The 12,547-nt window shown below is 72.9% G+C and carries 13 protein-coding genes and 1 tRNA gene; 3 read left to right on the top strand and 11 right to left on the bottom strand.

The features are described 5' to 3' along the window. Positions 1-12: 12 nt before the first annotated feature. From J3P32_RS14570 to J3P32_RS14555, 4 genes are all read right to left on the bottom strand, one after another. The gene (locus J3P32_RS14570; RefSeq protein WP_210440497.1) at positions 13-831 is read right to left on the bottom strand and encodes a ComEA family DNA-binding protein; all 819 of its coding nucleotides are present in this window, start codon (positions 829-831) and stop codon (positions 13-15) included. Between the two features lie 79 nt (positions 832-910). Next, positions 911-1,768: a DegV family protein gene (locus J3P32_RS14565; RefSeq protein ID WP_210440496.1), complete on the bottom strand. Its 858-nt coding sequence runs from the start codon at positions 1,766-1,768 to the stop codon at positions 911-913. A 10-nt stretch (positions 1,769-1,778) separates the two neighbouring features. Then, positions 1,779-4,280, bottom strand: a complete 2,502-nt coding sequence (gene leuS / locus J3P32_RS14560; RefSeq protein ID WP_210440495.1) for a leucine--tRNA ligase — start codon at positions 4,278-4,280, stop codon at positions 1,779-1,781. Positions 4,281-4,544: 264 nt separating this feature from the next. After that, complete coding sequence (locus J3P32_RS14555) at positions 4,545-4,988, bottom strand: DUF4870 domain-containing protein (RefSeq protein WP_210440494.1); 444 nt, start codon at positions 4,986-4,988, stop codon at positions 4,545-4,547. A gap of 285 nt (positions 4,989-5,273) precedes the next feature. On the opposite strand from J3P32_RS14555, the gene J3P32_RS14550 reads away from it, so the two are divergent. The 3 genes from J3P32_RS14550 to J3P32_RS14540 are packed head-to-tail and all read left to right on the top strand — an operon-like array spanning position 5,274 to position 7,858. After that, positions 5,274-5,840 carry a winged helix-turn-helix domain-containing protein gene (locus J3P32_RS14550; protein WP_210440493.1) on the top strand — a complete coding sequence of 189 codons (567 nt, stop codon included), beginning with the start codon at positions 5,274-5,276 and terminating at the stop codon, positions 5,838-5,840. Continuing rightward, positions 5,837-7,087, top strand: a complete 1,251-nt coding sequence (locus tag J3P32_RS14545) for an MFS transporter (protein WP_210440492.1) — start codon at positions 5,837-5,839, stop codon at positions 7,085-7,087. The genes J3P32_RS14550 and J3P32_RS14545 overlap by 4 nt, the downstream gene beginning before the upstream one ends. A 9-nt stretch (positions 7,088-7,096) precedes the next feature. Beyond that, on the top strand, positions 7,097-7,858 hold the full coding sequence (locus J3P32_RS14540) for an SDR family NAD(P)-dependent oxidoreductase (RefSeq protein WP_210440491.1): 762 nt from the start codon (positions 7,097-7,099) through the stop codon (positions 7,856-7,858). 20 nt (positions 7,859-7,878) lie between these two features. On the opposite strand, the gene rocD is transcribed toward J3P32_RS14540, so the two are convergent. The 7 genes from rocD to J3P32_RS14505 form a co-directional block, all read right to left on the bottom strand. Continuing rightward, a complete protein-coding gene (rocD, locus tag J3P32_RS14535; RefSeq protein WP_210440490.1) occupies positions 7,879-9,117 on the bottom strand; it encodes an ornithine--oxo-acid transaminase in 1,239 nt (412 codons plus the stop codon). Positions 9,118-9,235: 118 nt separating this feature from the next. After that, positions 9,236-9,308 (bottom strand) — tRNA-Ala (locus J3P32_RS14530). Positions 9,309-9,361: 53 nt separating this feature from the next. Beyond that, positions 9,362-9,988, bottom strand: a complete 627-nt coding sequence (locus J3P32_RS14525; protein ID WP_210440489.1) for a histidine phosphatase family protein — start codon at positions 9,986-9,988, stop codon at positions 9,362-9,364. A 7-nt stretch (positions 9,989-9,995) separates the two neighbouring features. Then, a complete protein-coding gene (rsfS, locus tag J3P32_RS14520; protein WP_210440488.1) occupies positions 9,996-10,355 on the bottom strand; it encodes a ribosome silencing factor in 360 nt (119 codons plus the stop codon). Continuing rightward, positions 10,352-11,044 (bottom strand): nicotinate-nucleotide adenylyltransferase, encoded by a 693-nt coding sequence (gene nadD / locus J3P32_RS14515; protein ID WP_307861709.1) that lies wholly within the window; start codon positions 11,042-11,044, stop codon positions 10,352-10,354. The genes rsfS and nadD overlap by 4 nt, the downstream gene beginning before the upstream one ends. 16 nt (positions 11,045-11,060) lie before the next feature. Beyond that, a complete protein-coding gene (locus J3P32_RS14510) occupies positions 11,061-11,210 on the bottom strand; it encodes a hypothetical protein (protein ID WP_210440487.1) in 150 nt (49 codons plus the stop codon). 32 nt (positions 11,211-11,242) lie between these two features. Further along, on the bottom strand, positions 11,243-12,493 hold the full coding sequence (locus tag J3P32_RS14505) for a glutamate-5-semialdehyde dehydrogenase (protein WP_210440486.1): 1,251 nt from the start codon (positions 12,491-12,493) through the stop codon (positions 11,243-11,245). Positions 12,494-12,547 lie beyond the last annotated feature (54 nt).

The raw sequence follows: 12,547 nt of genomic DNA, 5'->3' as shown, positions 1-12,547 counted from the left end.
TCGTCCGCGAGGTCAGATCGTCACGAGCGGGGCGAGGTCCTCGAGCGTCGCCGGCCCGATGCCGTCGACCTCGAGGAGCTCCTCGACCGAGCTGAACGCGCCGTTGGCCTCCCGCCAGGACAGGATGGCGTCGGCGGTGACCGGCCCGACGCCCGGCAGCGTGTCGAGGGTGGTTTGGTCGGCGGTGTTGAGGTTGACCAGCTGCTCGCCGCCGGGCACGGGCGCGTCGAGGGTGCCGGCCACCCCGGCCGCCGGCGCGACCCCCACCAGGATCTGCTCGCCGTCGACGACCGGCCGGGCCAGGTTGAGCGCCGTCAGGTCCACCCCGCGCCGGGCACCGCCCGCCGCCTCGAGCGCGTCGACCACCCGAGAGCCGGGTGGGAGGACGGCGATGCCGGGGCGCCGCACCTTGCCCGCCACGTCGACCACCAGGTCGCCGGCCGGCGTCCCGCTCGCGCTGATCGGGGCGAGCGGCTCGGGAGAGGCCGCCGGCGCGGACTCGTCGGGCGCGACCGGCACCACCTCCGCCTCGTCGCGCACGGCCCACCACGACGCCAGGCCCACCGCGAGCGCCGCCACGACCGCCACCACGGCGAGGTGGACCGGCCCCAGCCGGAGCGCACCGATCCGCACCCGTCGCGACGCGTGCCGGCCCGGCACGGGCACCACGACGGGTGCCGGCACCTCCCCGGGACGTTCACGGACCCGCGTGTGCCCCTCGTCGGGCAGGTCGCCTGCCGGCCCGCGGACCGCGGCGAGCTCCGCGCTCAGGGTCGCCAGCCGCCGCGACACCGCCTCGGCGTGCTCGGAGGAGGACTGGGACCGTCGCATGCCTCCACGCTAGGAAGGCCGTCGCCTCCTCCGACAGGTGCCGCGAGCGATCTGTGGACAGCCACCCCGCGGCCGGGACTCAGGGGCGCGGCGCGACGCAGACGGCCACCATGCCGGGGCCCACGTGGGCACCGAGCACCGCCCCGAGCTCCCCGCACATGACCTCGCGACCGTCGAGCCCAGGCGCGAGCCGCTCGGCCAGGGTCGTGGCGAGCTCTGCGGCGCGCTCGGCGTTGGCGAGGTGGGCGACACAGACGTCCACGGGCTGCTCGCCCGCGGCCTCGACCGCGAGCTCGGCGAGCCGGGCCAGGGCGCGCGAGGCCGTCCGGACCCGCTCGCGCGGGACCACCCGGCCCTCGGAGATCTCGAGCAACGGCTTGACCGACAGCGCGCTCCCGAACAGCGCGGCTGCGGCTCCCATGCGCCCGCCGCGGCGCAGGTACTCCAGCGTGTCGACGTAGAACAGCGACGAGGCCGACTCGCCCCGGGCGAGCGCGGCCCGAGCCGCCTCCTCGCCGCTGCCGCCCCCGTCGAGGACGTCGGCGGCGGTCAGCGCGGCGTACCCGGTCGCGATGCCGACCTGGCCGGAGTCGACGACGTGCACGGGGAGCCCCACCTCGAGGGCCGCGAGCTGGGCGGACTCGAACGTCCCGCTCATCTCGCCGGACAGGTGGACCGAGACGACCTCCTCGGCCCCGTCGGCCTCGAGCCTGCGGTAGAGCTCCGCGAACACCGCGGGCGCCGGTCGCGAGGTGCTCACCGGCACGAAGTCGCGCAGCGCCTGGGCGACGACGTCCGGGGTCGCGCCGTCGGGGCCCTCGTCGAGCACCTTCGCGCCGATGACGACCTGCAGCGGCACGACCCGGATGCCGCGGGCCTCCGCCAGGTCGGCGGGCAGGCTCGCGGTCGAGTCGGTGACGACCACCACACGCGGCATAGCGGTGACCCTAGACGACGATGTTCACCAGCTTGGGTGCGCGCACGATCACCTTGCGCACCGTCGCGCCGTCGATCGCCCGCTGCACCCCCGCGTCGGCGAGGGCGGCGGCCTCCAGGTCGGCCTCGGTGATGTCCGGGGCGACCTCGAGCCGGGCCTTGACCTTGCCCTTGACCTGCACGACCGCCGTGACGGTGTCCTCGACCAGCAGCGCCTCGTCGACGGCCGGCCAGCCGGCGCGGGCGACGGTGGGCTCGTGGCCGAGTCGCTCCCACATCTCCTCGGCGGTGTAGGGCGCGACCAGCGACAGCAGGACCGCCACGGCCTCGGTGGCCTCGCGCACCGCGGGGTCCTCGGGGCCGCAGCCGGAGTCGATGGCCTTGCGGGTGGCGTTGACCAGCTCCATCACGCGGGCGACGAGCACGTTGAAGCGGTAGGACTCCACCAGCTCCGCGGCGTCGTGGACGGTGCGCGCGGTCGCGCGACGCAGCGCGAGGTCGCCGGCCGTCACGTCCGCCCCCGGGGCGGAGGCGACGTCACCGGACAGCCGCCAGGCGCGCTGCAGGAAGCGCACCGAGCCCTCGGGCGACATGTTCGCCCAGTCGATGTCGTCCTCCGGCGGCCCCGCGAAGACCAGGGTCAGCCGCACCGCGTCGACGCCGAAGTCCGCCAGCTGCTCGCCGAGGTTGACGCCGTTGCCCAGGGACTTGCTCATCTTCTTGCCCTGGTTGATCACGAAGCCCTGGTTCAGCTGCGCCGACCACGGCTCCCGGAAGCCCACCAGGCCCATGTCGTTGAGGACCTTGGTGAAGAACCGGCCGTAGAGCAGGTGCAGCACGGCGTGCTCGACGCCGCCGACGTAGAGGTTGCACGGCATCCACGCGTCGACCTTCGCGCTGTCGAACGGCGCCTCGGTCTCGTGGGGCGAGCAGTAGCGGAACATGTACCAGGACGAGTCCACGAAGGTGTCCATGGTGTCGGTGTCGCGGGTGGCCGGGCCCCCACACGTGGGGCAGGTGACCTCGACCCAGTCGGTGGCCCCGCCCAGGGGCGAGGTGCCCTTCGGCTTCAGATCGGCACCCCTGAGCATGGGCAGGGTGACGGGCAGTTGGTCCTCGGGCACCGGCACCTCGCCGTCCACCGGGCAGTGGATGATGGGGATCGGCGCGCCCCAGTAGCGCTGGCGGCTCAGCAGCCAGTCACGCAAGCGGTAGTTCACCGCCCCGGAGCCGCGGCCGTCGGCCTCCAGCCGCTCGATGATGGCGCGGATGCCCGACGCCTTGTCGCTCAGCCCGTCCAGGCTGAAGCCGTCGGGGCTGGCGGAGTTGACGTACGCCCCGTCCCCGGAGGTCGCGACGCCCGTCTCCTCGGGGTCGTCCTCGCCCGGTACGTCGATGACACGTCGCACCGGCAGGCCCATCGCGCGGGCGAAGTCCAGGTCGCGCTGGTCGTGCGCGGGGACGGCCATGATCGCGCCGGTGCCGTAGTCGGCGAGGACGTAGTCGCTCGCCCAGACCGGGATCTCCTCGCCGGAGACCGGGTTGGTCGCGGTGATGCCCAGGTCGACGCCGGTCTTGGGCCGGTCGGTGGCCAGCCGGTCGATGTCGGAGGCCTTGCGCACCTCGACCAGGTAGTCCTCCAGCGCCTGCGCGCGGTCGGGGTGCACGATCTCCCCCGCCAGCGCCGCGTCGGCCGCGACCACCATGAAGGTCGCGCCGTACAGCGTGTCGGGACGTGTCGTGTAGACCTCGATGTCACGCTCGCCGCCGGCGGTGTGGAGCGTGAATGTGACGTGCGCGCCCTCCGAGCGGCCGATCCAGTTGCGCTGCGCGGTGACGACGCGGTCGGGCCAGGTGCTCTCCAGCTCGTCCAGGCCGTCGAGCAGCTCCTGGGCGTAGTCGGTGATCTTGAAGTACCACTGCGTCAGCTCCTTCTTGGTCACCTCCGCCCCGCACCGCTCGCACATGCCGGCGACGACCTGCTCGTTGGCCAGCACGGTCTGGTCCTGGGGGCACCAGTTGACCGGGCTGTTCTTCCGATAGGCCAGGCCGCGCTCGTAGAACTTCAGGAACAGCCACTGCGTCCAGCGGTAGTACGCCGGGTCGCTGGTGTTGAACGTGCGCGACCAGTCGAACGACGCGGCGTACTTGCGGCAGGACTCGATCGAGCGCGCGATGTTGGCGCGCGTGTAGGTGTCGGGGTGCTCGTCGTTGCGGATCGCGGCGTTCTCCGCGGGCAGGCCGAAGGAGTCGAAGCCCATCGGGTTCAGCACCTCGTAGCCGCGCTGCCACCAGTAGCGCGCCACCACGTCGTGGAGCGCGAACACCTCGGCGTGACCCATGTGCAGGTCGCCGCTCGGGTAGGGGAACATCGTCAGCGCGTAGCGCTTCTCGCGCGGGCTGTCGTCGTCGGCCCGGAAGGGCTGGAGGTCCTCCCAGACGCCCTGCCACTTGGTCTCCGTGGCCTGGATGTCGTACGTCGTCTCGCCGTGGGTGCTCTGCTCGGGGTTCATCTCTCTCGCTCCTGGTGGGTCCCGCTCCCGACATGAAAAAACCCCTCACGCATGGAGGGGTGGCCGCGATGACTTCCTGGACGGTGAGTCAGCGCGGCTGTCGAAGGAGCAGGAGCTGCGACCGCATGCTGCCATCGTAGCGCCCTGCGGGGCCCGGGCTCACCCCGTGCCCGGTGCGGGCGGCGTACGCGCCGCCGCCCGGGCCGGTCCCGAGGGTCCGGGCCCGGGCGGCGTCCGCGTGGCAGGACGGGCCGCCGGCCCGCCTCACCTGACGAAGCGCGGCGTCAGCGGCGGGTTCCACCACTCGCCCTGGTAGGCCTTGACGGCCCCGATGACGTGCAGCAGCCCCGCGACGAACGGTGCGGCGACCAGGGTCAGCAGGCCCAGCCCGAGGAGCAGGATGAGCGGGAACGAGATCACGATCCAGATGAACATGGTGATCTGCACGTTGATGGAGTTGGCCGCGTGCGAGCGGACGAACGGGCCGCGGTCCTTGTACATCATGAAGACGACCACGGAGGCGACGAACCCCAGGAAGCCGGCCGAGCAGATCATCGCCACCAGTGCGCCGCCGTGGCTGATCGCTCCCCAGGTGCGCTCGTCCTGAGGAGACATGGTCGCGGGCCCCGCGCGGTAGGCGTCGGGCTGCGGTCCGTAGCCGGGCTGCTGGCCGGACGGGTCGTACGGGCTCTGGTGCTGGTCGGACATCTCACTCACTCCTCGGCGGGCCGGGTGCTCGCGCTCTCGGGGACAGCCAAGCACGCCGCACGCACGCAGGCACGTCCTCTCGGGGTCCAGCCAGGGTGTCGTCCGGGTCGGTCGCGGGTCCTCTCCCTCCCCTCCCCGGGGTAGTCCACCGGCCAATGGCTGTCTTCAGCCCGCGCTGGCCGCCACTTCCCGGTGGACTACCGCGAAGGGGGACTGCCCAAGAAGTGTTTGACAGTCGTGGGAGAGGTGCCCGACACTACTGCCCAAGAACCATTGGAGGGTGACATGGACGAGACCGACCCCGAGGCGGTGGCGCGGTTGCGCGCTACCGCACACCCGCTGCGGCTGCGGCTGATGTCGCTGCTGACCGGCGAGGCGATGAGCGCCGCGGAGGTGGCCCGGACGCTCGGGATCACCCACGCCAACGCGTCGTACCACCTGCGCGTGCTCCACGACATCGGCGCGCTGGTGGTCGAGGGCGAGGAGAAGATCCGCGGCGGGGTGGCCAAGCGCTACCGGTACGACGCGACGCGCGAGACCCCGACCCGCGCGAGCACGGTCGACGACCGCATCGCCTACGCCAGGGCGAACGCCCTGGAGGTCGAGCGGCGACTGCTCGACGCGGCACCGGGCACCGCCTCGTCCAGCGATCTCGAGGCATGGGTGCCCGTCGACGCGTGGCGCCGCGCGCTGGACCTGCTGCACGAGGCCTCGCACGTGCTCCACGCCGCCGCCCGCCCCGCCGGTACGCCGGGCACGGTGCACGTCTCCGCCACCACCCACGCCTTCACGATGACCGGCGGCCTCACCGGCGCCGCCGCCCGCTGGACGCCCGAGGAGGAGCGCCGATGACCTGGTCCGCCGCACTGGCCCCCCTGCGCAACCGCGACTTCGCGTGGTACTTCGCCTCCCGGTTCGTCAACACGCTCGGCAACATGATGGCGAGCATCGCGCTGGCCTTCGCCGTCCTCGACATCACCGACTCCCCCACCGCCCTGGGCCAGGTGCTCGCCGCCCACACGATCCCGATGGTCGCGCTGCTGCTGTACGGCGGCGTCATCGCGGACCGGTTCCCCCGCACCCTCGTGCTGCAGTTCTCCAACCTCGCCTCCGCCGTCAGCCAGGGCGCGATCGCCGTGCTGGTGCTCGTCGGGGAGGCCGAGATCTGGATGCTCGTCGTGCTGAGCGTCGTGCACGGGGCGGTCTCCGGCATCGGCTTCCCCGCGATGTCCAGCGTGCTGCCCCAGCTCGTGCCCCGCTCCGACCTGCAGCCGGCCAACGCGCTGGTGTCGCTGACCCGGAACGGGATGATGGTGCTCGGTCCCACCGTCGGCGCCCTGCTGGTCGTGACGGTCGGCTCGGGCTGGGCGCTGGCGCTCGACGCCCTCACCTGGCTGCTCGCGGCGCTCCTCCTCGTGCCGGTGTCGCTCCCGCCCCGGGAGGCTGGAGGCGCGGCCCCCGACACGCTCCGCGAGCTCCGGGAGGGGTGGACGTTCTTCCGGTCCACCCCGTGGCTCTGGTCGGTGGTCGTGGGGTTCGGCTTCCTGAACCTCATCCACGCCGGGGCGTGGTTCACCCTCGGCCCGGCGATCGCGGACGACACCATCGGCCGCCAGGGCTGGGGCTACGTGCTCTCCGCCGAGGCCGCGGGCCTGCTCGTGACCACGGTGGTGCTGCTGCGCGTGCGCCTCGAGCGGCCCCTGCTGCTGGGCATGCTCGGCGTGGCGATGGTGGCGCCGCCGATGCTGATCCTGGGGGTGTCGCCCCACCTGGTCGCGCTCGTCGTGGCCGCGTTCGCCGCCGGCGCCGGCATGGAGGTCTTCGGCATGGGCTGGAACCTGGCGATGCAGGAGAACATCGAGGACGCGATGCTCTCCCGCGCCTACTCCTACGACGCGCTCGGCTCCTTCCTGGCGATCCCCGTCGGACAGCTCGCCTTCGGCCCCCTCGCCGCGGTCTTCGGGTTCCGGCCCGTCCTCGTGGCCTCGGCCGTCGCGTACGTCGCCGTCTGCGCGCTGGTCCTCTGCTCACGCTCGGTGCGCGACCTGCCGCGCGCACCGGCGACCCCCGCGGAGCAGGCCCCCACCCCGACCCCCTAGGGTCCCGTCATGGGAGTCATGGACATGTTCCGCCTGGACGGCAAGGTCGTCATCGTCACCGGCGCCTCGAGCGGCCTGGGCGTCGCCTTCGCGCACTGCTTCGCCGAGGCCGGCGCCGACGTGGTGCTCGGCGCGCGCCGGGTCGAGAAGCTGGAGCGCGTCGCGGACTCCGTGCGCTCCACCGGCCGCCGCGTGCGCACCGTGGCGACCGACGTGGCCGATCCCGAGCAGTGCCAGCGGCTCGTGGACGAGGCGATGGCGACGTTCGGCCGCGTCGACGTGCTGGTCAACAACGCCGGCGTGGGCACGGCCGTCCCGGCCACCCGCGAGACGCCCGAGCAGTTCCGCTCGGTCATCGACGTCAACCTCAACGGGTGCTACTGGATGGCTCAGGCGTGCGGCCGCGTCATGCAGCCGGGGTCGAGCATCATCAACATCTCCTCGATCCTCGGCCTCACCACCGGCGGCCTGCCGCAGGCGGCGTACTCCGCGTCCAAGGCCGGTCTCGGCGGTCTCACCCGGGACCTCGCTCAGCAGTGGACGGGCCGCAAGGGCATCCGCGTCAACGCGCTGGCTCCGGGGTTCTTCGCCTCGGAGATGACCGCCACCTACCCCGACGGCTACCTCGACCTGGCCTTGCAGCGGGTCCCGGCCGGCCGCAAGGGCGACCCGCACGAGCTGGCCGCGACCGCCGTGTGGCTGGCCTCGGACGCCGCGGGGTACGTCACCGGGCAGATGATCCCGGTCGACGGGGGCCTGACGATCGCCTGACGCCGCGCTCGCGGGGCGCGTCAGCGCGCGGTGACGATCTCGGTGACCGCGGCCACGAGCCCCGCGATGTCCTCGTCGCTGGCCACCAGCGGCGGCGCGAAGCGCACCGTCGAGCCGTGGGTGTCCTTGGCGAGGATGCCGCGGGCCATCAGCGCCTCCGACATCTGGCGGCCGCTCATCAGCGTCGGGTCGATGTCGATGCCGGCCCAGGCGCCACGCACCCGGACGTCGGACAGCCCCCGGCCGACCAGCGGGCGGAACCCTGCCTCGAGCAGCGCACCGATCTCGGCTGAGCGGGCCTGGAACGTGCCCTCCTCGAGCATCGCCACGACCTCGGTGCCGATGGCCGCCGCCAGGGGGTTGCCGCCGAAGGTCGACCCGTGCGAGCCGGGGGTGATGACGTCCATGACGTCGCGGTCGGCCGCGATCGCGGAGACGGGGTAGAGCCCGCCGCCGAGGGCCTTGCCCATGATGTAGATGTCCGGCACGACGTCCTCGTGGTCGCACGCGAAGGTCCGGCCCGAGCGGGCGAGGCCGGACTGGATCTCGTCGGCCACCATCAGCACGTTGCGCTCGGTGCACAGGGCGCGCAGGTCACGGAGGAAGCCCTCCGGCGGCATCACCACGCCGCCCTCCCCCTGGATCGGCTCGAAGAGCACGGCGACCGTCGTGTCGTCGATGGCGGCGGCGATGGACGCGATGTCGCCGTACTTGACGCTGCGGAAGCCGGTCGTGAACGGGGCGTAGCCGGAGGTCGCGACGTCGTCGTCGGAGAAGCTCACGATCGTCGTGGTGCGACCGTGGAAGTTGCCCTCCATGGTGATGATCGTGGCCTGCCCCGCCGGCACGCCCTTCACCTCGTAGCCCCACTTTCGGCTGACCTTGATCGCCGTCTCGACGGCCTCCGCGCCGGAGTTCATCGGCAGGATCATGTCCTTGCCGGTGAGCCGGGCCAGGGCGACGGCGAACCCGCTGAGCTTGTCGTTGAAGAACGCGCGGCTGGTCAGCGTCAGCTTGCCGAGCTGCTCGCGGGCGACCGCGACGAGGCGCTCGTTGGTGTGGCCGAAGTTGAGCGCCGAGTAGCCCGCGAGGCAGTCGAGGTAGCGCTTGCCGTCGACGTCGGTGACCCAGGCGCCGTCACCCTCGGCGAGCACCACCGGCAGCGGGTGGTAGTTGTGGGCGGCGTAGCGCTCGGTGGCCTCGATGTGGGCGTCGGTGCCCTCGAGGATGGTGCTGGTGGAGACGTCGATCGCGGTCATGCCCGCATGGTGTCACCCGCCCGCCGTTCCGCCAACACGCCGACGCACCGGCCTGCTAGGGGCCCGGCCGGGACGCAGAAGAGGCCGGATCCAGGTGGATCCGGCCTCTTCCGATCGGTGGAGCTGAGGGGACTCGAACCCCTGACCCTCTGCATGCCATGCAGATGCGCTACCAGCTGCGCCACAGCCCCAACAGCCGAGAACACTAGCCGACACCCGACCGGCAGGTGAAATCGGGGTCCCCTCAGGCCACGACGCGGTTCCAGGCCATGAGCCGCCACCGCTCGGCGCCCCCGGTCCACGTCGACGCGCCGTGCTCCAGCTCGACCCACCCGCAGTTGGCGAGCACGCCCAGCGCGTCCGCCGGGCCGTCGCCCCAGCCCAGGAACGCCGGCACGGCGACACGCAGCGCGGCGCCGTGCGACACGACGACGGCGGTCTCGCCGTCGCCCAGCGCGTCGGCGTACGACGTCAGGGCCGGCAGGAACCGCGCCAGCACGTCGTTCCGGGTCTCGCGCCCGGGGATAGTGGCGAGGTCGCCCGCCAGCAGCGCGGCGTGCTCCTCGGGATGGGCGGCGGCGTACTGCTCGATCGTCAGGCCGGTCCGGTGCGGGCCGACGTCGAACTCCCGCAGCCGCCGGTCGAGGGCCGGCTCCAGGCCGGCCTGGGCGGCCACCTGCGCGGCCGTCTGCGCGGCGCGCGAGAGGTCGGAGCTCCACACCGCGACGGGCGCGAGCGCGGCGAGGACCGGCGCGACGGCCTTGGCCTGCGCCTCGCCCAGGTCGTCCAGCGGCACGTCGGCGTGTCCTTGCGCCCGGCCCGCGTCGTTCCACGCGGTGCGGCCGTGCCGCAGGAGGACCAGACGCCTCACGCGCGCCTCACGTGAGCGTGAGCGGGATGAGCGGGCAGTCGCTCCAGAGGCGCTCGAGGGCGTAGAACGAGCGCTCCTCCTCGTGCTGGACGTGCACCACGATCTCGCCGTAGTCGAGCAGCACCCAGCGGCCCTCCCTGTGCCCTTCCCGGCGGATCGGCTTGGCGCCCGCCTCGCGCAGCTTGTCCTCGACCTCGTCGACGATGGCGCCCACCGCACGCTCGTTGCCGGCACTGGCCAGCAGGAAGGCGTCGGTGATCGCGAGCTGGTCGCTGACGTCGAAGGCCAGCACCTGGTCGGCCTTCTTGTCGTGGGCGGCCTGGGCCGCGACGGCGACGAGCTCGAGGGCGTGGTCGGTGGCTGTCATGCAGGTTCCTTGCTGGAGCGGGAGCTGGATCGGGTCTCGGTGCTGGTGCCGGCGCCGGTGCTGGTGCCGGTGCTCGCCTCGGGCGAGGCGTAGAGGTCGTGCTTGGCGATGTACTGCACGACGCCGTCGGGCACGAGGTACCAGACGGGCTCGCCGCGGCGCTTGCGCTCGCGGCAGTCGGTCGAGGAGATGGCCAGCGCCGGGATCTCGACCATCGTGACGCGCTCGGACGGGATCCGGGCCAGCGCCTCGGGGTCCATCTCGTAGCCGGGCCGGGTGCAGCCGACGAAGTTGGCCAGCGAGAACAGCTCCTCGGCGTCGCGCCAGGTGAAGATGTCGGCCAGCGCGTCGGCGCCGGTGATGAAGAACAGCTCGGCGTCGGGCATCTCGGCCTTGAGGTCGCGCAGCGTGTCAATGGTGTACGTCTTGCCGCCGCGCTCGATGTCGACGCGCGAGACGTTGAAGCGCGGGTTGGCGGCCGTGGCCACCACCGTCATCAGGTAGCGGTGCTCGGCGCCGGTGACGAGGCGGTCGCTCTTCTGCCAGGGGTCGCCGGTGGGGACGAAGACGACCTCGTCGAGGTCGAACCACGCCTGCACCTCCGACGCCGCCACGAGGTGCCCGTGGTGGATGGGGTCGAACGTGCCGCCCATCACCCCGACGCGACGTGTCGCGACCCGGTCCGTCACGGGATCAGCCGCCGGCTCAGCTGTGCTCGCGACCGCCGCCGAAGGAGACCACCGCCAGGAGCAGCGCGAGGAGGAGGCCGAGGGCGATGGCGCCGACGACGTACGGGCTGACCGAGGGGGCGCCGTGGCCGGGTTCGGCAGCGAGGATGCCCAGGACGTTCACCATGAGGGGATCCTATCGCCTGGGCTGGACGCGGCTCACCGCACGTGCCCGTCGCCGACGACGACGTACTTGCTGGAGGTCATCTCCGGCAGTCCCATCGGCCCGCGCGCGTGCAGCTTCTGGGTCGAGATGCCGATCTCCGCGCCGAAGCCGAGCTCGCCGCCGTCGGTGAACCTGGTCGAGGCGTTGACCATGACCGCGGCCGAGTCGACGGCGGCGACGAAGCGACGGATCGTCGCCTGGTCGCGCGCGAGGATCGCCTCGGTGTGGCCGGAGGACCAGCGGCGGATGTGCTCGATCGCCCCCTCCACGTCCGCGACCACGGCGGCGGAGATCTCCAGCGCCAGGTACTCCGCGGCGTGGTCCTCGTCGGTGGCGGGCACCACGTCGTCGTACTCGGCGAACGCGGGGTCGCCGTGGATGGTCACCCCGGCCGCCTGCAGCGCCTCGACGACCACCGGCAGGAACTCGTCGGCCACGTCGGCGTGGACCAGCAGCGACTCGGCGGCGTTGCACACGCTGGTGCGCTGCGTCTTCGCGTTGAGCACGATCGCGAGCGCCTGGTCGAGGTCCGCCGAGGCGTCGACGTAGACGTGGCAGTTGCCGACCCCGGTCTCGATGACGGGAACGGTCGACTCCTCGACCACGCTGCGGATGAGTCCCGCGCCGCCGCGCGGGATGAGCACGTCGACCAGGCCGCGGGCGCGCATCAGGGCCTTGACGGAGTCGTGGGTGTCGCCGGCGACCAGCTGCACGGCGTCCTCCGGCAGGCCGCACCCTGGCAGGGCACCGCGCATCGTCGTGACGACGGCCGCGTTGCTGGACCGCGCACTGGAGGAGCCGCGCAGCAGGACGGCGTTGCCGGCCTTGAGGCAGATGCCGGCGGCGTCCGCGGTCACGTTGGGGCGGGCCTCGTAGATCACGCCGACCACGCCGAACGGCACCCGCACCTGGCGCAGCTCGAGACCGTTGGCGAGCGTGCTGCCGCGCAGCACCTCGCCGACCGGGTCAGGCAGGCCGGCGACGTCGCGCAGGCCCTGCGCCATCGCCGCCAGGCGGTCCTCGTCGAGGCGGAGCCGGTCCACGACGTTGGCGGCCGTCCCGGACGCCTCCGCGCGCGCGACGTCCTCGGCGTTGGCCGCCAGGATCGCCGGCGCGGACGCGAGGAGGGCGTCGGCCATCGCCCGGAGGGCGGCGTCCTTCGTGGCCCGCGTGGCGGTGGCGAGCTCGTGGCTCGCGGCCCGGGCGCGGCTCGCCACCTCCCGGACGGCTTCCTCGCTGCTCATGTCGACGAGCGTAGGGCCGCTGCGGCCAGTCCACCGCCCGCGTCTCGCATCCCG

This window comes from Nocardioides xinjiangensis (genome assembly GCF_017916385.1).
Taxonomy (GTDB): Bacteria; Actinomycetota; Actinomycetes; order Propionibacteriales; family Nocardioidaceae; genus Nocardioides; species Nocardioides xinjiangensis.
The sequence above is the reverse complement of the archived record's forward strand: the minus strand, read 5'-3'. Positions and strand labels throughout refer to the sequence as shown.

What these genes read in the sequence shown, in the direction of transcription:
- rocD (WP_210440490.1), bottom strand. Translation starts at nt 9,117, where the DNA reads ATGACCGCGATCGACGTCTCCACCAGCACCATCCTCGAGGGCACCGAC.
- J3P32_RS14540 (WP_210440491.1), top strand. Translation starts at nt 7,097, where the DNA reads ATGGGAGTCATGGACATGTTCCGCCTGGACGGCAAGGTCGTCATCGTC.
- J3P32_RS14555 (WP_210440494.1), bottom strand. Translation starts at nt 4,988, where the DNA reads ATGTCCGACCAGCACCAGAGCCCGTACGACCCGTCCGGCCAGCAGCCC.
- J3P32_RS14505 (WP_210440486.1), bottom strand. Translation starts at nt 12,493, where the DNA reads ATGAGCAGCGAGGAAGCCGTCCGGGAGGTGGCGAGCCGCGCCCGGGCC.
- leuS (WP_210440495.1), bottom strand. Translation starts at nt 4,280, where the DNA reads ATGAACCCCGAGCAGAGCACCCACGGCGAGACGACGTACGACATCCAG.
- J3P32_RS14545 (WP_210440492.1), top strand. Translation starts at nt 5,837, where the DNA reads ATGACCTGGTCCGCCGCACTGGCCCCCCTGCGCAACCGCGACTTCGCG.
- J3P32_RS14570 (WP_210440497.1), bottom strand. Translation starts at nt 831, where the DNA reads ATGCGACGGTCCCAGTCCTCCTCCGAGCACGCCGAGGCGGTGTCGCGG.
- J3P32_RS14510 (WP_210440487.1), bottom strand. Translation starts at nt 11,210, where the DNA reads ATGGTGAACGTCCTGGGCATCCTCGCTGCCGAACCCGGCCACGGCGCC.
- J3P32_RS14550 (WP_210440493.1), top strand. Translation starts at nt 5,274, where the DNA reads ATGGACGAGACCGACCCCGAGGCGGTGGCGCGGTTGCGCGCTACCGCA.
- rsfS (WP_210440488.1), bottom strand. Translation starts at nt 10,355, where the DNA reads ATGACAGCCACCGACCACGCCCTCGAGCTCGTCGCCGTCGCGGCCCAG.
- J3P32_RS14565 (WP_210440496.1), bottom strand. Translation starts at nt 1,768, where the DNA reads ATGCCGCGTGTGGTGGTCGTCACCGACTCGACCGCGAGCCTGCCCGCC.